The sequence below is a fragment of the Streptomyces sp. NPDC014894 genome, from assembly GCF_043080985.1.
In the GTDB taxonomy this organism is placed as follows: Bacteria; Actinomycetota; Actinomycetes; order Streptomycetales; family Streptomycetaceae; genus Streptomyces.
Genome location: NZ_JBIBWD010000011.1, coordinates 1 through 17,492 on the forward strand (window position 1 = coordinate 1; position 17,492 = coordinate 17,492).

Annotated in this window: 17 protein-coding genes; 8 read left to right on the forward strand and 9 right to left on the reverse strand. The window is 74.0% G+C overall.

Features of this window, described 5'->3' with window-relative positions; genetic code table 11:
- Nucleotides 1–503: 503 nt before the first annotated feature.
- Nucleotides 504–1,022 carry a DUF1203 domain-containing protein gene (locus tag ACF089_RS25175; protein ID WP_392030625.1) on the reverse strand — a complete coding sequence of 173 codons (519 nt, stop codon included), beginning with the start codon at nucleotides 1,020–1,022 and terminating at the stop codon, nucleotides 504–506.
- 229 nt (nucleotides 1,023–1,251) lie between these two features.
- Between ACF089_RS25175 and ACF089_RS25180 the strand changes: the two genes are divergently transcribed.
- The 3 genes from ACF089_RS25180 (at nucleotide 1,252) to ACF089_RS25190 (ending at nucleotide 7,304) form a co-directional block, all read left to right on the forward strand.
- On the forward strand, nucleotides 1,252–2,823 hold the full coding sequence (locus tag ACF089_RS25180; protein ID WP_392030628.1) for a hypothetical protein: 1,572 nt from the start codon (nucleotides 1,252–1,254) through the stop codon (nucleotides 2,821–2,823).
- Nucleotides 2,824–2,897: 74 nt separating this feature from the next.
- Nucleotides 2,898–5,069: a hypothetical protein gene (locus ACF089_RS25185; RefSeq protein ID WP_392030631.1), complete on the forward strand. Its 2,172-nt coding sequence runs from the start codon at nucleotides 2,898–2,900 to the stop codon at nucleotides 5,067–5,069.
- Nucleotides 5,070–5,147: 78 nt separating this feature from the next.
- A complete protein-coding gene (locus tag ACF089_RS25190; protein ID WP_392030634.1) occupies nucleotides 5,148–7,304 on the forward strand; it encodes a hypothetical protein in 2,157 nt (718 codons plus the stop codon).
- A gap of 103 nt (nucleotides 7,305–7,407) precedes the next feature.
- Here the strand turns inward: ACF089_RS25190 and dapF are convergent, their stop codons facing one another.
- The 3 genes from dapF to ACF089_RS25205 form a co-directional block, all read right to left on the reverse strand.
- The gene (dapF, locus tag ACF089_RS25195; protein ID WP_392030636.1) at nucleotides 7,408–8,421 is read right to left on the reverse strand and encodes a diaminopimelate epimerase; all 1,014 of its coding nucleotides are present in this window, start codon (nucleotides 8,419–8,421) and stop codon (nucleotides 7,408–7,410) included.
- 226 nt (nucleotides 8,422–8,647) lie between these two features.
- On the reverse strand, nucleotides 8,648–9,823 hold the full coding sequence (locus tag ACF089_RS25200) for a methyltransferase domain-containing protein (protein WP_392030639.1): 1,176 nt from the start codon (nucleotides 9,821–9,823) through the stop codon (nucleotides 8,648–8,650).
- A gap of 63 nt (nucleotides 9,824–9,886) precedes the next feature.
- Complete coding sequence (locus tag ACF089_RS25205; protein ID WP_392030642.1) at nucleotides 9,887–10,084, reverse strand: DUF397 domain-containing protein; 198 nt, start codon at nucleotides 10,082–10,084, stop codon at nucleotides 9,887–9,889.
- Nucleotides 10,085–10,176: 92 nt separating this feature from the next.
- On the opposite strand from ACF089_RS25205, the gene ACF089_RS25210 reads away from it, so the two are divergent.
- Together ACF089_RS25210 and ACF089_RS25215 are read left to right on the forward strand one after the other, a co-directional pair.
- Nucleotides 10,177–10,401 carry a hypothetical protein gene (locus ACF089_RS25210; protein WP_392031277.1) on the forward strand — a complete coding sequence of 75 codons (225 nt, stop codon included), beginning with the start codon at nucleotides 10,177–10,179 and terminating at the stop codon, nucleotides 10,399–10,401.
- Entirely contained in the window at nucleotides 10,367–10,687 is a 321-nt protein-coding gene (locus ACF089_RS25215) for a hypothetical protein (RefSeq protein WP_392030645.1), read from the forward strand. The genes ACF089_RS25210 and ACF089_RS25215 overlap by 35 nt, the downstream gene beginning before the upstream one ends.
- Before the next feature lie 67 nt (nucleotides 10,688–10,754).
- On the opposite strand, the gene ACF089_RS25220 is transcribed toward ACF089_RS25215, so the two are convergent.
- Both ACF089_RS25220 and ACF089_RS25225 read right to left on the reverse strand, forming a co-directional pair.
- Complete coding sequence (locus ACF089_RS25220; RefSeq protein ID WP_392030648.1) at nucleotides 10,755–10,937, reverse strand: DUF397 domain-containing protein; 183 nt, start codon at nucleotides 10,935–10,937, stop codon at nucleotides 10,755–10,757.
- Between the two features lie 29 nt (nucleotides 10,938–10,966).
- On the reverse strand, nucleotides 10,967–11,836 hold the full coding sequence (locus ACF089_RS25225; RefSeq protein ID WP_392030651.1) for a helix-turn-helix domain-containing protein: 870 nt from the start codon (nucleotides 11,834–11,836) through the stop codon (nucleotides 10,967–10,969).
- Nucleotides 11,837–12,131: 295 nt separating this feature from the next.
- Here ACF089_RS25225 and ACF089_RS25230 point away from each other — a divergent pair, with 295 nt between their 5' ends.
- Together ACF089_RS25230 and ACF089_RS25235 are read left to right on the forward strand one after the other, a co-directional pair.
- Nucleotides 12,132–12,647 (forward strand): ATP-binding protein, encoded by a 516-nt coding sequence (locus tag ACF089_RS25230; RefSeq protein ID WP_392030655.1) that lies wholly within the window; start codon nucleotides 12,132–12,134, stop codon nucleotides 12,645–12,647.
- A complete protein-coding gene (locus ACF089_RS25235; RefSeq protein WP_392030658.1) occupies nucleotides 12,644–13,069 on the forward strand; it encodes a hypothetical protein in 426 nt (141 codons plus the stop codon). Before ACF089_RS25230 ends, ACF089_RS25235 begins: the two co-directional genes overlap by 4 nt.
- Here the strand turns inward: ACF089_RS25235 and ACF089_RS25240 are convergent.
- The 3 genes from ACF089_RS25240 to ACF089_RS25250 all read right to left on the reverse strand — a co-directional run bounded on the left by ACF089_RS25240 (nucleotide 13,063) and on the right by ACF089_RS25250 (nucleotide 15,876).
- Complete coding sequence (locus ACF089_RS25240; RefSeq protein ID WP_392030661.1) at nucleotides 13,063–14,742, reverse strand: serine/threonine-protein kinase; 1,680 nt, start codon at nucleotides 14,740–14,742, stop codon at nucleotides 13,063–13,065. The genes ACF089_RS25235 and ACF089_RS25240 overlap by 7 nt on opposite strands.
- Before the next feature lie 61 nt (nucleotides 14,743–14,803).
- Nucleotides 14,804–15,265, reverse strand: a complete 462-nt coding sequence (locus tag ACF089_RS25245) for a MarR family winged helix-turn-helix transcriptional regulator (RefSeq protein WP_392030664.1) — start codon at nucleotides 15,263–15,265, stop codon at nucleotides 14,804–14,806.
- Entirely contained in the window at nucleotides 15,262–15,876 is a 615-nt protein-coding gene (locus tag ACF089_RS25250) for a type 1 glutamine amidotransferase family protein (protein ID WP_392030667.1), read from the reverse strand. The genes ACF089_RS25245 and ACF089_RS25250 overlap by 4 nt, the downstream gene beginning before the upstream one ends.
- A gap of 184 nt (nucleotides 15,877–16,060) precedes the next feature.
- On the opposite strand from ACF089_RS25250, the gene ACF089_RS25255 reads away from it, so the two are divergent.
- A complete protein-coding gene (locus ACF089_RS25255) occupies nucleotides 16,061–17,455 on the forward strand; it encodes an aspartate aminotransferase family protein (RefSeq protein ID WP_392030670.1) in 1,395 nt (464 codons plus the stop codon).
- The last annotated feature ends 37 nt before the right edge of the window (nucleotides 17,456–17,492 follow it).

A 17,492-nucleotide genomic window follows, 5' to 3' on the forward strand; every position in this document is an offset into this window, starting at 1 on the left:
GGGCCCCCCCCCCCCCGCGCCCCCCCGGGGCCCGCGGGGGGGGGCGGGGGCGGGCGCCGGGGGGGGGCCCCCCCCCCCCCCCCCCCGACTCGGGCCGTGCCGCTGTTCGCCGTGGCCCCTCGGCGGGGCGCGGGTCCCGGGTCCCGGGGAGCGGGGCGCCGAAGCGTCCGGGCGGAGGCCGGTGGGCCCGTACCGGCGGGCCTGTGCCGGAGGCCGGTGGGCCTGTAGCGGTGGGCCTGTGCCGGAGGCCGGTGGGCCTGTAGCGGTGGGCCTGTGCCGGAGGCCGGTGGGCCCGTCCCGGCGGGCGGCCGCGCGTAGGGCGGGTCGGGGGGCGGGTCGGGGTGCCGCCTCGCCGGGCGGCCGGGCGGTGACGGCCCCTGGCCGGGTCCGGGATCCGGGATCCGGGTCCGGCATTCGGGTCCGGGTCCGGGTCCGGCATTCCGGTCTGGGTCCGGGCCCGGGATTCGGGTCCGGGATCCGGGCGGCCGGGCCGAGGGCCCCGGCTACGGGCGGTGGATCTCGAAGAGGAAGCAGCCGTGTTCCAGGGCCCGGACGTGGGCGAGGGCGACCTCGGGGTCGGCGAAGGCCTCGGCGAGGGCCTGGTCGAAACCGGCGTCGGAGGCGGCCGGGATCTCGAAGGCGCGGCCCCCGACGATGTGGCCCTTGGCGTTGTAGCGGCGGACGGTGCGCAGCGCGCCCGGTCGGGCGAAGGGGTAGCGCGGGGCCTTCGGCGGCTCCCCGCAGGCGTCCGCGTGGATGAAGATCGGGCCCACCTCGTCGTAGGCCCCGGGCTCGGCCCCGGTCGCCGCCGCCCAGCGGCGCAGCGGCGCGTACGAGACGAGGGCGATCCGCTCGCCGGGCTCGACGGTCCGCAGGCAGCAGCGCAGCGGGCTGCCCACGCAGCCGATGGGCACGCCGTCCTCGCGCGCGGTGAACGGCCGCATCGGCCGTCCGGCGTCGTCGGCGGCGCGGAGTTCCCGGAGCGCGGCGGGCGGGACGGGGAGAGGTGTGTACGCGGTCATGGGGCCAGTCTCGGCGCCGCACCCTCGGCCTGGCTGGCGGAAAACGGACGTACAGCTCAACGCGCCACCGCCGACGGGCGCCCGGCGGTCTCACGGACCCGGCCCGGCCGCCCTCGGCACTCTGTAGTGCATTTCGGCGAATTCTGAGTGGTTATCAGATAAAAGGTTCGGGGGCGGGGAGTGCTGGTCTCTGTGAATCATCGATCGGTGAGCGCGGAGGGCATCCCGCATGAGTAGGGTCCACGGACGGTCCGCGACGGCGATGCGCCGGGCCGGGGGAGTCATCGCTGTCTGCTGCGCGCTGGGGGCGGGCGCTCTGACGTCGGCCCCGGGGGCGAGCGCGGCGGCCCCGCCGGGGGCCGGGGAGGCCGCCGTGGCCACCGCCTCGCCGGGAGCGCCCTCCTCCGCGCCCTCGGCCGGAGGCTCCCCCTCCGGACAGGCGTCCGGCCCTCCGAACGTCGGCGCCGGCGCCCCGGCCACCGCCCCCGACGGCAAGGCGGCTTCGGCCGCGCGGGCCGATCTGGCGCTCCACACGGAGTTCGGCCCGACGGCGGTTCCGGCCCCGCAGGCCGCTCCCGAGGCCGTCCCCGAGGCCGGGGCAGGGCAGTCCGCCGCCGGAGTCCCCGCGACCCGGCCCGTGCCCCCGCCGCGGTCCGCCCCCACGGCCCCGGCCGCCGACACCACGACGCCCACCGCCGCGCCCACCGCCGCGCCCACCGCCGCGCCCACCGCCGAGGCCCCCGGAGCCGCCCGGGCCGAGCGGCTCGCGCCCGACGCCGACGGCGTCTTCGACTACCGCGTCACCGCGCTCAACCACGGCCCCTCCCAGGCCGTCGATGTGGTCATCACCGACCAGCTGCCCCGGCAGCTGGTCTTCGTCTCCTCGCCCGACGGCTGCACCGCCCAGGGCCGCACCATCACCTGCGGCCCCCTGCCCGCCCTCGCCGTCGGCGCCTCCCACACCTGGCTGATCACCGTCGCCCTGGCCGACGACTACTCCGGCGACGGCTCCGACATCACCAACGTCGTCGCGGTCTCCTCCCAGACCGCCGACCCCGACCCCGCCAACAACACCGCCTCGCTCACCGGCGTCCATGTGCCGCCGGGGACCGGGAAGGCCGATCTCTCGCTCCGCAAGACCGCGCTGCTCCCCGACGGCCGCCGCTGGGTCCGCCCCGGCGAGACCTTCTCGTACCGCGTCACGGTCCACAACGACGGCCCGTCCACCGCGCGGAACGTCCAGGTCACCGACCCGCTGCCGGAGGTGCTCCGGTTCGTCTCCTCGCCCGACGGCTGTACGGCGGCCGGGACCGCGCCGCAGACCGTGCGCTGTCCGCTGCTCGACCGGCTCCCGGCCGGCGAGTCGGTGGCGTACGAGATCGTCGTACGGGTCCGGGAGAGCGAGCCCCGCGCCGGCGGAGGCGACGGGCACGGTGACGGCCACGGCGGACACGGCGACGGACACGGCGGAGACGGGAGCCACGGCGGACGCCTCAGCGAGATCGACAACATCGCCTCGGTGACCTCCACCACCCGGGACCCCGTGCCGGGCAACAACCGGAACCCCTCCGGCACCACCGGCCCCGGCGGCGGCCCGCTCTATCTGAAGCACCCGTCCGGGCCGACCCGCCCGCCGCACCCCACCGACCCGGGCCGCCCCCACCCCGGCGACCCCCACCCCGGGCGTCCCCAGCTGCCGAACACCGGCCGCGAACTCCCCGGCTGGCTGCCCTGGTCCGCGGGGACGACCCTGGCCGCCGGCGGCGCGCTCGTGGTGCTCGCCCGCCGCACCCGGCGCTGAACCGCCGTGCGGCGGCCGCCCGCCCGCCGTGCCGACCCGCCCGGTCCGGACCTTCGAGAAGAGGCTCTGCGGAAATGAGAAGCATCTGGGGCTCGGCCCGAGCGCGAGCCGCCCGCCGCCGGCTCGCCCTGGCCACGGTGTGCGGGCTGCTGCTCTGCCTCGCGCCCGGCCACGCCACCGCGCTCGACGACGAACGGACCCGTACCGCCCCGACGGCGGAACGCCCACAGCAGCAGCGACAACAGCAACAGCAACAGAGACAACACCAGCAGCGGCCGCGCGCGCTGAGCTTCCCCGTGCACGAGCCCTTCGACGGCCCCACCGGGAACCTCGGCACGCTCACCGGCACGGCCAGCTATCAGAGCGGCGGCTGGCTGCGGCTGACGAGCGCGGCGGGCGGCCAGGCCGGCGGCTGGGAGATGAACGACTCCTTCTCCACCAGCCTCGGCATCGTCGCCGAGTTCACCTACGCCACCTACGGCGGCACCGCCTTCGACGGCAAACGCGGCGACGGCCTCGCCTTCTTCCTCGCCAACGGCGCGGCGGCGAACGGCACCGGAGCCCCCGGCGGCAGCCTCGGCTACGCCTGCGGCGGCGGCCCGCCCTGCAACCGCGCGGGCGTCCCCGGCGCGTTCCTCGGCATCGGGATCGACGAGTTCGGCAACTTCTCCTCCAACCAGGTCGGCAACGGCGGCCCCGGCACCCAGGCCAACCGGATCGTGCTGCGCGGCGGCGGCAGCGGGAACACCGGCTACCGCTTCGGCACCTCCGTCAACGGCCCCGGCGGGACCGTGGAGACCCAGGGCCGGGGCGACTACCGGGCCGTACGCGTCACCGTCGTCCCCCGGGCCGGCCGGCTGCTGGTGTCCATCTGGTCGGACACCGGCCCCGGCACACCGATGAACCAGGTCGTCACCGACTACGACGTGACCGCGATCGCCAATCAGCCCGCCCTGCCCGCCACCCTCAAGGTCGGCTTCTCCGGCGGCACGGGCGGGGCCACCAACATCCACGAGATCGGCGATCTGAAGATCAACGTCCCGGCGGACCTGTCGGTCACCAAGACCGGCAGCCCCGCCTCCGTCCCGGCGGGCGGGGGCCCGGTGACGTACACCGTGAAGGTCTCCAACAGCGACGCCAACGACGTCATGGGGGCCTATGTGCGGGACGCCGTCCCCGGGCTCACCGGGACGACCTGGACCTGCACGGCGACCGTCGGCAGCGCCTGCGGACAGGCATCGGGCAGCGGCAACACCCTCAACACCACCGTCGACCTGCTGCGCGGCGGCTCCGCGACGTACACCATCACCGGGACCGCGCCCGCCCAGCCGACCACGCTCAGCAACACCGTGACCGTGTACGCGCCCGCCGACCGGTCCGACACCGACACCGCCAACAACACGGCGACCGCCACCACCTCGGTGACCGCGCGGGCGGACGTGGCCGCGCTCAAGTCCGGCGTCGGAACCGGCCCGGTCACCCCCGGCCAGACCTTCGACTACCGGCTCACGGCGCAGAACAACGGCCCCTCGGACACCGTGAACGTCCGGATGACGGACACCCTCCCCGCCGGGCTGGTCTTCGTCTCGTCGCCCGACGGCTGTACGGCGTCCGGACAGACCGTCACCTGCCCCACGGCCGCCGCGCTCCCCGCGAACCAGGCCCTCTCCTGGGTCTTCCGCGTGCGGCTGGACCCGAACTACACCGGGGACGGCTCCGACCTGCGGAACGTCGCCACCGTCGTCCACGGCGTCAGCGACCCCGTCCAGGCGAACAACACCAGCGCCGCCGCGCTCCCGCCCGGCGGGGTGACCCGACCCGCCGCCGATCTGCGCACCGTCAAACAGACCACGGCGGGCGCCCCCGTCTCGCCGGGCCAGACCTTCGACTACCGGGTCACCGTCACCAACGGCGGCCCGTCCACGGCCCGCCGGGCGCGGATCACCGACGATCTGCCGAGCGCGCTCGCGTTCGTCTCGTCGCCGGACGGCTGTACGGCCGCCGGACAGCGCGTGAGCTGCGGCCCCGTCGCGACCCTGGCGGTCGGGGCCTCGGCGACCTGGACGTTCCGGGTGCGGCTCGACGCGGCGTACGAGGGGGACGGCACCACGCTGCGCAACACCGCCGTCGCCGTCTCGGACACCGACGACCCCGACCAGGGGAACAACAGCGGCACGTCCGGGCCGCCCGGCGGCCGGGTGACCCGGCCCACCGCGGACCTGGTGCTGACCAAGCGGACGGACTGACCCTCGGCCGCCGCGTGACAGGCATGTGAGCCGCACGGCCGACGTACGGCTCCGGATCATGAACGGAATCGATGCCCGATGAGATCGAGAAGACGCCGGCCCCCGGGGCTCGGGGCGGCGGCAGCCGCCCTGCTCTGCGCGGTGTCGCTGTGCTCCGGCACGGGATACGCCTCGGGGACGCCGCTCCCCGCCTCCGCCGCCTCCTCCGCCGCGGCGGCCCCAGGCTCAGCGGCCGCCTCCGCCTCCGGGGTGGTGACCCGGCTCGCCCGCGCCCCCGGGGCGCTGGCCGCCGTGCCGCCCGGCGGGCTGGTCACGTACACCCTGACCGCGCGGAACAACGGCCCGTCGGTGGCGCGCAATGTCACCGCCACCGACACCCTGCCCGAGGGCATGGAGTTCGTGACCTCCTCGGACGGCTGTACGGCCGCCGGGCGCACCGTGACCTGCGGCCCCGAGCCGCAGCTGAGCGTGGGCGAGGTCAAGACCTGGACGTTCGTGGTCCGGATCAGCCCCTCGTACCAGGGCGACGGGAGCGACCTCGGGAACACGGCCACCGGCACCTCGGAGGCGGTCGACCCGGACCCGGGCAACAACAAGACGGACCCGGTCCCGCCGGTCGGCCCCTTCGACCCGGTCTCCGACATCAACACCGTGAAGGCGGCGCTGGGCAGCGGTCCGATCGTGCCCGGCGAGGAGTTCGAGTACCGGATCACCGCCCAGAACACCGGCCCCTCGGACGCGCGCAATGTCGTCGCGACCGACAGCCTGCCCGCCGGGATCTCCTTCGTGTCCTCCGCCGACCCGTGCGTGGCGTCGGGACAGCGGGTGACCTGCGGCCCGCTCGGGGTGCTCGAACCCGGCGACAGCGTGTCCTGGACCTTCCGGGTGAAGCTCAGCGAGGCCTACAGCGGCGACGGCTCCGATCTCCGCAACACCGCGACCTCCACCTCAGACTCGGAGGACCCGGAACCCACCGACAACACCTCGCCGCCGGTCCTGCCACCGGGCGGGGTCACCCGGCCGCAGGCCGACATCTGGACGGTGAAGCGGCCGACGACCAGCACCCCGATCTCGCCCGGCCAGACCTTCGAGTACACCGTCGTCGTCACCAACGACGGCCCCTCGCAGGCGCTCGGCGTCCGGCTCGCCGACACCCTCCCCGCCCCGCTGGCCTTCGTCTCCTCGCCCGACGGCTGCACCGCGACCGGCCAGAACGTCTCCTGCGGACCGCAGGCCGTGCTCGCTCCCGGGGCTTCCAGGACCTGGCGGTTCACGGTCCGGCTCGACCCGAACTACCGGGGCGACGGCTCGGACATCGCCAACACCGCCACCGCGTCCTCGGACACGGACGACCCCGCGCCCGGCAACAACACCAGTCCGCCGGCCGGACTCCCCGGCAGCGCGGTCAATCAGCCGTACGCGGACCTCGCGGTCACCAAGGAGGCCGTCGGAACCGTCGCGCCGATTCCCGGCCAGACCTTCGACTACCGCATCCGGATCACCAACAACGGACCGTCGGCCGACGCGCTCAACGTCCGGCTCTCGGACGAGCTGCCGCCGGGCCTGACCTATGTCTCGTCCTCGCCCGCCGGCTGTACGGTCTCGGGCCTCGCGGTCACCTGCCGCCGGGCCGCCCCGCTCGGGGTCGGCGAGACGATCGAGTACACCCTCACCGTCCGGATCGACCCGGCGTACAAGGGCGACGGCAGCGATCTGCTGAACACCGCCCGCGTCACCGCCGACAACATCGACCCGGCCGGCGAGAACGACACCGACACGGCGACCGTGCCGGGCGGCCAGGTGGCCGCGCCCTCCGCCGATCTGGCGATCGTGAAGAGGCCGGTGACCACCGACCCGATCGCGCCGGGCGAGTCCTTCGACTACCAGGTGACCGTCACCAACCGGGGCCCGTCCCAGGCCGAGCAGGTCAGGGTGCTCGACACCCTGCCGTCGTCGCTGACCTTCGTCTCCTCCGACGACGAATGCGCGTCGGGCGACCAGGTGGAGTGCGGGCCGCAGCCGACCCTCGCTCCCGGAGCCTCGGTGACCTGGGTGTTCAGGGTGAAGCTCGACCCGGACTACACGGGTGACGGCAGCGAGGTCCGCAACACCGCCACCGTCGACTCGGCGACCCGGGACCCGGTGGACGGCAACAACGAGAGCACCGCGGGAACCCCCGGCGGCCGGGTGGAGGAGCCCACCGCCGACCTCCAGGTGACCAAGAAGACCCCGTAGCGGGGGCCGGTCACAGCGGACCGGGGGCCGGCCGTCGACGTCCGACGGCCGGCCCCCGGCGTGTGCGCGGGTCAGTCCGTCGCGGGAGTCCGGTGCGTGCGGGTCAGTCCGTCGCCGGGCCCGGCAGGGTCATCTCGATGCCGTGCTCCTTCAGGACCCGCAGGTTCTCGTCGTTCTGCGCCGCGAAGGCCGCGTTCTCCTCGGTGAAGTACACGGGCTCGAAGGCGACGGGCCCCTCGCCGAGCAGCGCCGCCGGGTCGACCTCGGTGACGTACACCCGGGTCGCGTTGCCCTCCAGCACCGGCCGCCACCGCTCGCCGTCGGTCCGCATCCAGCTGCGGGCCACCCCGCCCGGATTGCGGACCACGACGGGCTGCTCGGGGGCCACCCGGCCCAGCCGGGAGAGCACCGCGCGCGAGGCCGCGACGCCCGAGCCGCAGGACGGGGTCAGCCCCGCGCCGCGCTCGAAGGTGCGGATGAAGGTCTCGGCGTCGCCGAGCGGGTGCACGAAGGAGACGTTCGCCCCGACCGGGAAGACGCCCTCGTTCTCCGCGACCCGGCCGCCGGACGCGATCAGCTCGTCCTCGTCGTAGCCGTCGTCCACCACCGTGATCAGGTGCGAATTGGGCACGGCGACCGCCGAGACATGGCGGGAGGGGTGGTACGGGGGCAGCGGCCGGTCCAGGAACTCCGCCGCCTCCGAGCCCGCGACGATCGGCTCGCCCGGCGCGAAGTCGACCGGCGGCAGCTCGACGGAGACCTGGCGCACCCCGTGCGGGGTCGTCTCGGCCGCCCGTACGGTGAACGCGTGCGGCCCGGTCCGCAGGACGACCGACTCGGCGTCGTGCCGGTCGAGCAGCAGCCGCCCCGCGCCGCGCATCCCATTGCCGCAGAGCAGCGAGGCGGAGCCGTCGGGGTTGTAGAAGTACGCCTCGGCGGTGCCGTCGCCGTTGTCCGCGACGAAGTACACCCCGTCCCCGCCCAGCCCCCGCTCCCGGTCGCAGAGCAGCCGCACCGCGCGGGCGACGTCCGCCTCGGCGAAGTGGTCCGTCGGCGCTCCGTCGATGACGAAGATGTCGTTCAGGCTGCCGTGCGTCTTGGTGATCGAGAGGGCCATGGTGCTCCGTCCGTCCTCCTGCCGGGCCGCCCGGCTCCCCGGGCAGGTCCCGGCCCGGTCCGTCCAGTCTAGGGGGTGGCCCCGATCACCTCCCGGCCTCCGGGAGCCTTCCGCGCACGGCGACGGCGGCCGTACGCGCAGGCCACCGCCGCCGGCCCCGCGCCCGTCAGCGCCGCGCCGACCGCCGCCGCCGGGCGCACCGGCCGCCCCCCCCGCCCCTGCCACGTCAGCCCACCGGCCGGGACCGCTCCGCCGCGCGGGGGGTACGGGGTACTCCCCCCGACGGGTCCGGGGACGGGGCGCCGCCCAGGGAGGCGCTCCACCGCCCGCGAGTCATCCGCACGACCCCGTCCGGGTCGATCCGTGCCCGCGCCCCGAGCAGTGGGAGCGCGCCTTCCGCGTTGAGGCGGTTCCGGATGCGCTCCAGTACGTCCCACAGGCGGCGCGGTCCGCCCTGGTGCACCTCCGGCGGATCGATCCACTCGGCGGAGGCACGGGCCCAGGAGCCGTCCGGATGAGTCAGACAGGCGGTCCGCCTCCGCCCGTGTTCCCGGTAGGAGGTCTCCACTCCGGGAGCCGCGAGCTCCAGCATGGTCCGCAGCTCCCAGGTCGCGGACAGATCGAGAACGGGATAGCGGCCGACGCCGACCGTCTCCCCGTCCGCCGTCTCGGCGTGGGCGGCCGGTTCGGCGGGGGCGGGCGGGTAGTCGTCACCGGACCGAGTGAGCATGAACCCCGCCGGGGAGCGCTCCACCCGCCCCACCACACTCCCGTCCGCCTGCTTCCAGCCGGTGACGACGACGCCCGTGCGCGCCAGGTTCGCCACCAGCCGCCCGCCCTCACGCAGCGCGCCGAGCACAGGGCGGAGCCCCGGCCCGGCGGGCAGGCCCACCGTGGCGACGATCCGGTCGTACGTCCCCGGGATCTCCACGGTGGCGTCCACGGCCAGGAACCGGGGGCGGAGCCCCATCGCCGCCAGCCGGCCGGCGGCCGCACCGGTCAGATACGGGTCCACGTCCAGACTCGTCACCCGGGCGTCCCCGAGCCGATGACAGGCGTACGCGGCGAGCCCTCCCGCACCGGTGCCGAGGTCGAGCAGATCGGCCTTGTCGCCGAGCCGCCCCCACCGGAGCATCCGGACGACCAGGCTCGGCAGCGTCGCGGACGACGTGGGCCTTCCTTCGGCGAGATCCCCGGCTTCGGCGTGGTCGGCGTGGAGCCCGCCGACCCGGACCACCACGGACGTGTCCGAATAGGCCGTCCCCCACCACCCCTCCGGGTCGGCGGCCCCCACACGCAGCCGCCACTCCCCCGAACCCGCCGACTCCCACCAGCGCGGCACCAACTCATGCCGAGGCAGCGCCGCGACCGACGCACGCCACCGCGAGTCGGGCTCCGTCACCTGACGTGCGAGTCGCGTCGCGTGCGCTGTCCAGCTCCGGTCCACGGGGGCTTTCTACCTCTGCTACGCGGTGGTCGTCGCGTAGGTCAGGAAGGCGCGCCAGGCGGGGGTGGGGACGGTGAGGGCGGGGCCCTGCTGGTCCTTGGAGTCGCGGATGGCGATGCCGTTGGTCAGGGGGGCGATCTCGACGCACTCGCCGCCTGTGTCGTTGCTGTAGGAGGAGGTGAACCAGGTCGGCTTCGCGGGTGGTGTGGTGGTCATGGCTGGCCTCGATCCTGGGGTGGGTGCTCGTTGGGGTGAATCGGCTGCGGAGTTCCTTCCCGCTGGAGGGCCGGGGGAGTACCTGTACGGCCATGGGAATCGGGGATCGGCACCAGAAGAAGGACGTGGAGTCGGCCCTCCGCAGGGCCGAGGCACGCGGTCTTAAGGTGACGCACGACAAGAACCGGCACCGCTGGGGGTATGTGATCTGCTGCCCGTGCGAACAGAGCTTCACGGTGCACTGCACCCCCAGTAGCGCAGGAGACGAGGCGAGGAGGATTGATGCCTTCACCCGAAAGCACGGCAACTGTGCGTAGGTGGGATTTCAACCTGCGCTTGCAGGACCCGTTGACCCCGGAGCAGTCCGACACCCTCGATGGGCTCGACCGCTTCAACGACGGCCGCATCGGACTGGAGGAAGGGCCGGGCTTCTCGCTGTTCTCGTGCTCCTTCGAGGCCGGCTCGCTCACCGACGCCGTCGCGGAGGCGCTGAGCTTCTTCGAGGACCTTCCGGGAGTCCTCGTCCGCAGTGTCGAACTGGACCCACTGGCCCTTGAGCGCAACGGCATGGCGACTCCGTCCGTGGTGCGGTTGCCCGCGTAGAGCGTTCGCTCCTCGGGTGCGGAGTGCTCGCGCCGGCGAGGGCGGGAGCACTCCGCGGGGGATTCCGTTACGCGGTGGTCGTCGCGTAGGTCAGGAAGGCGCGCCAGGCGGGGGTGGGGACGGTGAGGGCGGGGCCCTGCTGGTCCTTGGAGTCGCGGATGGCGATGCCGTTGGTCAGAGGGGCGACCTCGACACAGTTGCCGCCTGTGTCGTTGCTGTAGGAGGACTTGAACCAGGTTGATTCGGCCACATCGCGGGCCGTGATGTGCGTATTGATGGCTACTCCCACTGTCGCGCTAGTTGGTGCAGGAATTCGGCTGTACGAGCCGGTGGCAGGGCGCTCTCGCGCATGGCGTCGAAGCGGCGGATGTTCCGCTGCACCTCGCGACGCTCATCGGTGACGCTGATGGTGTTCGGCATGTCGACCTGCACGACGGGGGCCAGCGCCTCGGAGAAGTCGAGGATCACGAAGTTGCTCTCCGTGCGGTAAGACACGACGTCGTGCGGGAGGATCTGGATCGTCACATGGTCGAGACGGTTCAGTTCCCCGATCTCGGCATGCTGCTCACGCATGATCTCGGGACCGCCCACAATGCGTCGCACGGCGGTCTCATCAAGCACGACGCGCAACTCCAGCGGGCTGTCGGAGCGCGTGATCAGTTCCTTGCGCTCCATCCGGAGCCGGATGTTCTGCTCGATGAACTCCGAGTTGGTCTCGTCCACGGGCTTGGCGATCGAGTACAGGGCCCGGGTGTACGCCTCTGTCTGGAGCAGCCCGTAGACGAAGCTCGGCTGGAAGGCGCGCATGACCCTCGCGTCCTGCTCCAGTCCGCGATACGTCGGCATCTTCGACGGCATGAACGCCTTGTAGGGCGTCCAGGGCTCCTTGCTCAGCGACTCCCGGTGGAGCTGGAGCAGGGTCTCCCGATCCTCCCTGGCCATGTCGATGTCGTAGAGATCCATGAGGGCTTCGAGGTCCGCCACCCGAGGGAGGTCGTTCTCGCCGATCTCGACCCGTGCCAGCTTCGTGAACGAGAAGCCCAGCTCTCCTGTCACATCCTGGAGTGTCAGGCCCTTGTTCTCGCGGAGCTTCCTCAGCTCCTTGCCCAGCTCTCTGCGTCGGAATGTCGCGCCCCGTTTTGCTGCCACCTTGCTGTCCTCTCTCCTCGATGGTCTGCCGGTGCTCGATGTGACCTCTGTGGGGTGCCGACGCATGTCGTCCCCCTGAGTGTCCCACCACCTGTCAGCCCTCGGGCAAGTTGTGCCACTAGTCGGGCATTTGCCAATTCCGGCACCTAGGACTTGTGCGCTTGCATATTAACTCGCATATACATCACCGTAGTTGAGTCAGACCCACATCGGACGGCGATGTACAAATCTGGCCCAACTCGCATCCCCTGGGCCCGGCCTCGCCCTGTCCGAGAACCGTGAAGGGACAAGGGCCATGCCGATCACCACCGCACCCCCGCACTCCGCGACGCGTCACCACATTGGCGCGATCGCGCTCGATTCGCGGGCCCCCGGGGCCGTCGCCGGGTTCGAGGTGAGGGTGGCGCGGACCTCGGGGTGCGGGGAGTCGATGAGTGCGCAGGACCGGACGTGGCCGGGGCTGATGCGGAGAGCGGGGCGGGCGCATCTGGGGATCTGGGGGCTGGAGGGGCTGGCGGACACGGTGGAGCTGCTGATGTCGGAGCTGGTGACCAATGGGTTCCAGCACGGAAGCGGCGACACCGTGGGAGTGCGGCTGTGGCGGACCGAGACGTATCTCTGTGTGGAGGTGAGCAGCGGCGGCGGGGAGGGGACGCCGTGCCCGCGGGAGGCCGGGCCGCTGGAGGAGAGCGGGCGGGGGCTCGGGCTGGTGGCGGTGCTCGCCGACGCGTGGGGGGCGACGCCCGACGGGGCCCGCACCTGGTGCCTGCTCGCGGTCGCCGCCGCCCCGGCCGGCGGAGGGGCCCGATGAGCGGGGCCGCGCGCGGACGGCACGTCTGCGGCGAGATCTCGACGCTGCCGCTCCAGCTGCTGGTGATCGCGCTGGAGTTCGCGCCCGGCGGGCACGTCCACCCCTTAGAGGTCGCCACCCGGCTGCGCTGCGGGCTGGAGCGCGAGCACGCCGGACCCCACCACGACTTCGTCCGGGAGCTGGACGACGGCATGGACCCGGGGGAGATCTGGGTCCGGTGGGAGAGCGGCCAGGACCCGCTGAGCATCGCCGCGCTGCCGGACTGCGAGGCCGGGAACGGGCTCCCGGCGGGGCGCGACGACGCCTGTGTGCTCTACGCCGGGCACCCCGGCGGGCACAGCTTCGCGTACGCCGATCCGGAGTACGCGACCGAGACGGGCCGGCCCGCCGGGGCGTACGGGAGCGGCGTCCGGGCTCAGTAGTCCGTCTTGGCGTAGGTGAGCGGCGCCCCCGTCGACCCCACCAGCTCGCGGACGACCGTGGAGTCGTCGGGCATCCGCAGCCTGCTCCACTGCCCCGGGGAGCAGGAGGCCGGATCGCCCGACGTCACCTCGGTCGGGCCAAGGTCGAGCGGCGGGCCGGCCGATCTCAGCGTCGCCGACCAGCCGCACTCGTACGAGGGGCCGGTGCCCGTCAGGGTCATCACCCCGGCGCCCGGGCCGCCCTGGGTGATGGTCATGGTGCGGGTGTGGTCGCCGTCGGAGGTCTTGAAGGAGGCCCGCCAGGTGCCGAGGTACGTCTCCGGCACGGCGGCCTCCGGGGCGTCGGGCGGACGGCCGGCGGGGGAGGGGGAGCCGCTCGGGGCGGCCGTCGTCCGGCTCGGCTTCCCGTCGCCGGACGTCTCGTCGTCCCCGCCGCGCACGAGGAACACCGCGCCGACGGCGACCGCCGCCGCCAGCGCCCCGAGCCCCAGCAGCGCGCCTGCGCCGATCCGCCGGGGCCCCCGCGTACGGAAACGGACCCCGCCCGGGTCGATGTCACGGGGCGTGGTGTGCCACGAGTCGGGGTCGGGGGCTCCCCGGTCCGGCGGCGGCGCGAAGGCGGGAGAAGGGGCCGGGGGCGTGTGGTGCGGCGGTACGGAGGACTGCACCCGGGTCCTCGGCACGGACCGGGCCCGGTGCGGCTCGGGCGCGGGGCCGTGCGCGTAGCCGGGACCGTGCGAGGGCCCGGGGCCGTGCGCGGGGCCTGGTCCGTGCGCGGGCTCCTCCGCGTCCAGGAGCCCCACCGCGTGCCGGCCCAGCTGGGCCACGAGCGCGCCCGGGAGCCAGGGCTCCCCGCTCTCCCCGCCCGCCGTGCGCGCCACGATCTCGGCGGGCGTCGGCCGCTCCCCGGGCTCCTGGCGCAGACAGTCCCGTACCAGCGGGACCAGCCCGTCCGGCACCCCGCTCAGATCCGGCCGGCCCTCGGCGATCCGGTACATCATCGCGTGCCGGCCGCCGCCCTCCGGGCCGAACGGATGCCGCCCGGTCGCCGCGTACACCAGCACCGAGCCCAGACAGAAGACGTCGCACGCGGCCGTGGTCCGCTCCCCGCGCACCCGCTCGGGAGACATGAACCCGGGCGAGCCGATCACCGAGCCGGTGCGGGTCGGGCCGCCGCCGTCGGCCGCGCCGTCCAGGGCCCGCGCGATGCCGAAGTCGATGACGCGCGGGCCGTCGATGGTGATGAGGACGTTGGACGGCTTGAGGTCCCGGTGGATGAGCCCGGCCGCGTGGATCTCGCCGAGCGCGCGGGCGAGACCGGAGGCGAGGATGCGCACCGAGCGCTCGGGGAGCGGGGCCCGGGCGACCACCGCGTCCAGGCCGGGACCGGCGACATAGCCGGTGGCGACCCAGGGCACCGGGGCCTCGGTGTCGGCGTCCAGCACGGGCGCGGTCCACTCGCCGCCGACCCGCCGGGCCGCGCGCACCTCCCGGCGGAACCGGTCCCGGAACTCCTCCTCGCCCGCGAGTTCCCGGCGTACCAGCTTCACCGCGACCGTACGGCCCCGGTCGCTGCGGGCGAGGTAGACCCGGCCCATCCCGCCCGCGCCGAGACGCGCCAGCAACCGGTACGCGCCGATGTGCCGGGGATCGTCCGATGTGAGCTGATCCATCGCCGCCCGTGCCTCCCCCGACCGCGACCACCGCGGTCGGGAGTCGAGGATAGTGCGCTTCTCACGGCTCCTGGACGGTGTCCATCGCCCCGGAGAGCCGTTCCAGCACCCGGACGGTCTCGGCGAACTCCTCGGGGCCGAGCGCCGCCGCGAGCCGGGCGGCCAGCGCCGCGTGTCCGGGATTCAGCCGCGCGATGGCCGCCTCGCCCTCCCCCGTGGCGCGCAGCAGTTTGGCGCGGCGGTGCGCGGGATTGGGCTCGTACGCCGCGAGGCCCCGCCCGACCAGCAGATCCGCGATCCGCTGGACGCTCTGACGGGTGATGCCCATGGTGCGGGCGATCTGGGCGACGGACTGCGGGGAGCGGTACACCGCGCCGAGCACCTGCCACCAGGAGGCCGTCAGCCCGACCTCCTTCGCCAGAGCGTCGGAGACGGCGATGAACTGCCCGTTCAGCCGGAAGACCCCGAGCGCGGTGCGGCTGAGCAGATCCTGCTGCTCCCGCCCGCCCGGCCCGCCGCTCACGCGTCCTCGAGGACCGCGAAGGCGGTCGCGTCGGAGTCGTGGAACAGCCGGTACCAGGCGTCCAGCTTCTCGCCCTCGTACACCCCGAGCAGGGCGAGGATCTCGCGGGCGAAGGCGACGGGCTCGGTGGGGCCCGCGGTGATCAGGCCGCGGTCGGTGACGGCGTCGGCCTCGCGGTAGCGCCCGGCGCCCGAGTAGCCGGTGGCGGCGAGGTAGAAGGAGACGGCCGAGGTGTGGTCGCGGTCGTCGAGCAGTCCCGCGCGGGCCAGTCCGGCGGTGGCTCCGCAGATCGCGGCGACGGGCGTGCCGGCGTCGAGGAAGGAGCGGGCCGCCGAGGCGAAGGGGGCGAGGCCGTCGCCCTCGTCCCAGGCGCTCGCGCCGGGGAGGATCAGCAGCGCGCTGTCCTCGGGGCCGAGGTCGTCGAGCGCGAGGTCGGGCTGGACGCGCAGCCCGCCCATGGTGGTGACCGGGGCGGTGGTGAGGCCGACCGTGCGGACGGGGTGGCCGTGCCGGGCCAGATGCGCGGTGGCGTGGCCGGTCTCCCAGTCGGCGAGGGTGTCGTAGACGGCGAGGTGGACGGTGCGGCGGCTCTGGCTGCTCTGATCGCTCATGGCGGGCTCCTCCGGCGGGGCGGCGTTCGCACGGGCGGCGCGATCGCTATGACAGAAGACTGTCATTTCGACAGGATGCTGTCAATGGCGGGCGGCGCGGTGCGACAGAACGCCTCGGCCGGGCGGGCAAGGGCCGACAAGGTGGTGATGCCGGGCCCGCCGCCGGGTCCATACGCTGAGGCGCATGACCTCTCACGTCCCGCAGCCGCCCGCCGGGCCCGCCGCAGCCGCCTTCGCCGACGCCGGGGCCAAAGCCGCCGTGAAGGCGGCGGACAGCGCCCATGTCTTCCACTCGTGGTCCGCCCAGGGGCTGATCGACCCGCTCGCCGTCGCCGGCGCCGAGGGCTCGTACTTCTGGGACTACGACGGCCATCGCTATCTCGACTTCACCAGCGGACTCGTCTTCACCAACATCGGCTATCAGCACCCCAGGGTCGTCGCCGCGATCCAGGAGCAGGCCGGGAAGCTGACGACCTTCGCCCCCGCCTTCGCCGTCGAGGCGCGCTCCGAGGCGGCCCGGCTGATCGCCGAGCGGACCCCGGGCGATCTGGACAAGATCTTCTTCACCAACGGCGGGGCCGAGGCGATCGAGAACGCCGTCCGGATGGCCCGGCTGCACACCGGCCGCCCCAAGATCCTCTCCGCGTACCGCTCGTACCACGGAGGCACCGCCACCGCGATCAATGTGACCGGCGACCCGCGCCGCTGGGCCTCCGACAGCGGGGTCTCCGGCGTGGTCCACTTCTGGGCGCCCTTCCTCTACCGCACGCCCTTCTACTCCTCGACCGAGGCGGAGGAGGCCGAGCGCGCCCTGCGGCACCTGGAGGAGACCATCGCCTTCGAGGGGCCCGGGACGATCGCCGCGATCGTGCTGGAGACCATCCCCGGCACCGCCGGGATCATGGTCCCGCCGCCCGGCTATCTCGCCGGGGTGCGGGAGATCTGCGACCGGCACGGCATCGTCTTCGTCCTGGACGAGGTCATGGCCGGGTTCGGCCGCACCGGAAAGTGGTTCGCCGCCGAGCACTTCGACGTGACGCCCGATCTGCTCACCTTCGCCAAGGGCGTCAACTCCGGCTATGTGCCGCTCGGCGGGGTCGCCATCTCGGCGGAGATCGCGGCGACCTTCGAGACCCGCCCCTACCCCGGCGGGCTCACCTACTCCGGCCATCCGCTGGCGTGCGCGGCGGCCGTCGCCACGATCGGGGTGATGGAGGACGAGCGGGTGGTCGAGCAGGCCGCCCGCATCGGCGAGACCGTGCTCGGGCCCGGCCTGCGCGAACTGGCCGAGCGGCACCCGAGCGTGGGCGAGGTGCGGGGCACGGGCGTGTTCTGGGCGCTGGACCTCGTACGCGACCGGGAGACCCGCGAGCCCCTCGTCCCGTACAACGCGTCCGGGGAGGCGAACGCCCCGATGGCCGCGTTCGCCGCCGCCTGCAAGACCCGTGGGCTCTGGCCCTTCGTCAACATGAACCGCACGCACGCCGTGCCGCCGTGCAACGTCAGCGAGGAGGAGGCCAAGGAGGGGCTGTCGGTGCTGGACGAGGCGCTGACGGTGGCCGACGGGTTCATGGCCTGACCGCAGGGTCCCGGGGGTGGCCCGGGGGCCGGTGCGC

What these genes read in the sequence shown, in the direction of transcription:
- ACF089_RS25230 (WP_392030655.1), top strand. Translation starts at nt 12,132, where the DNA reads ATGCCGATCACCACCGCACCCCCGCACTCCGCGACGCGTCACCACATT.
- ACF089_RS25205 (WP_392030642.1), bottom strand. Translation starts at nt 10,084, where the DNA reads ATGACCACCACACCACCCGCGAAGCCGACCTGGTTCACCTCCTCCTAC.
- ACF089_RS25255 (WP_392030670.1), top strand. Translation starts at nt 16,061, where the DNA reads ATGACCTCTCACGTCCCGCAGCCGCCCGCCGGGCCCGCCGCAGCCGCC.
- ACF089_RS25175 (WP_392030625.1), bottom strand. Translation starts at nt 1,022, where the DNA reads ATGACCGCGTACACACCTCTCCCCGTCCCGCCCGCCGCGCTCCGGGAA.
- ACF089_RS25240 (WP_392030661.1), bottom strand. Translation starts at nt 14,742, where the DNA reads ATGGATCAGCTCACATCGGACGATCCCCGGCACATCGGCGCGTACCGG.
- ACF089_RS25180 (WP_392030628.1), top strand. Translation starts at nt 1,252, where the DNA reads ATGAGTAGGGTCCACGGACGGTCCGCGACGGCGATGCGCCGGGCCGGG.
- ACF089_RS25235 (WP_392030658.1), top strand. Translation starts at nt 12,644, where the DNA reads ATGAGCGGGGCCGCGCGCGGACGGCACGTCTGCGGCGAGATCTCGACG.
- ACF089_RS25215 (WP_392030645.1), top strand. Translation starts at nt 10,367, where the DNA reads ATGCCTTCACCCGAAAGCACGGCAACTGTGCGTAGGTGGGATTTCAAC.
- dapF (WP_392030636.1), bottom strand. Translation starts at nt 8,421, where the DNA reads ATGGCCCTCTCGATCACCAAGACGCACGGCAGCCTGAACGACATCTTC.
- ACF089_RS25210 (WP_392031277.1), top strand. Translation starts at nt 10,177, where the DNA reads ATGGGAATCGGGGATCGGCACCAGAAGAAGGACGTGGAGTCGGCCCTC.
- ACF089_RS25190 (WP_392030634.1), top strand. Translation starts at nt 5,148, where the DNA reads ATGAGATCGAGAAGACGCCGGCCCCCGGGGCTCGGGGCGGCGGCAGCC.
- ACF089_RS25185 (WP_392030631.1), top strand. Translation starts at nt 2,898, where the DNA reads ATGAGAAGCATCTGGGGCTCGGCCCGAGCGCGAGCCGCCCGCCGCCGG.
- ACF089_RS25250 (WP_392030667.1), bottom strand. Translation starts at nt 15,876, where the DNA reads ATGAGCGATCAGAGCAGCCAGAGCCGCCGCACCGTCCACCTCGCCGTC.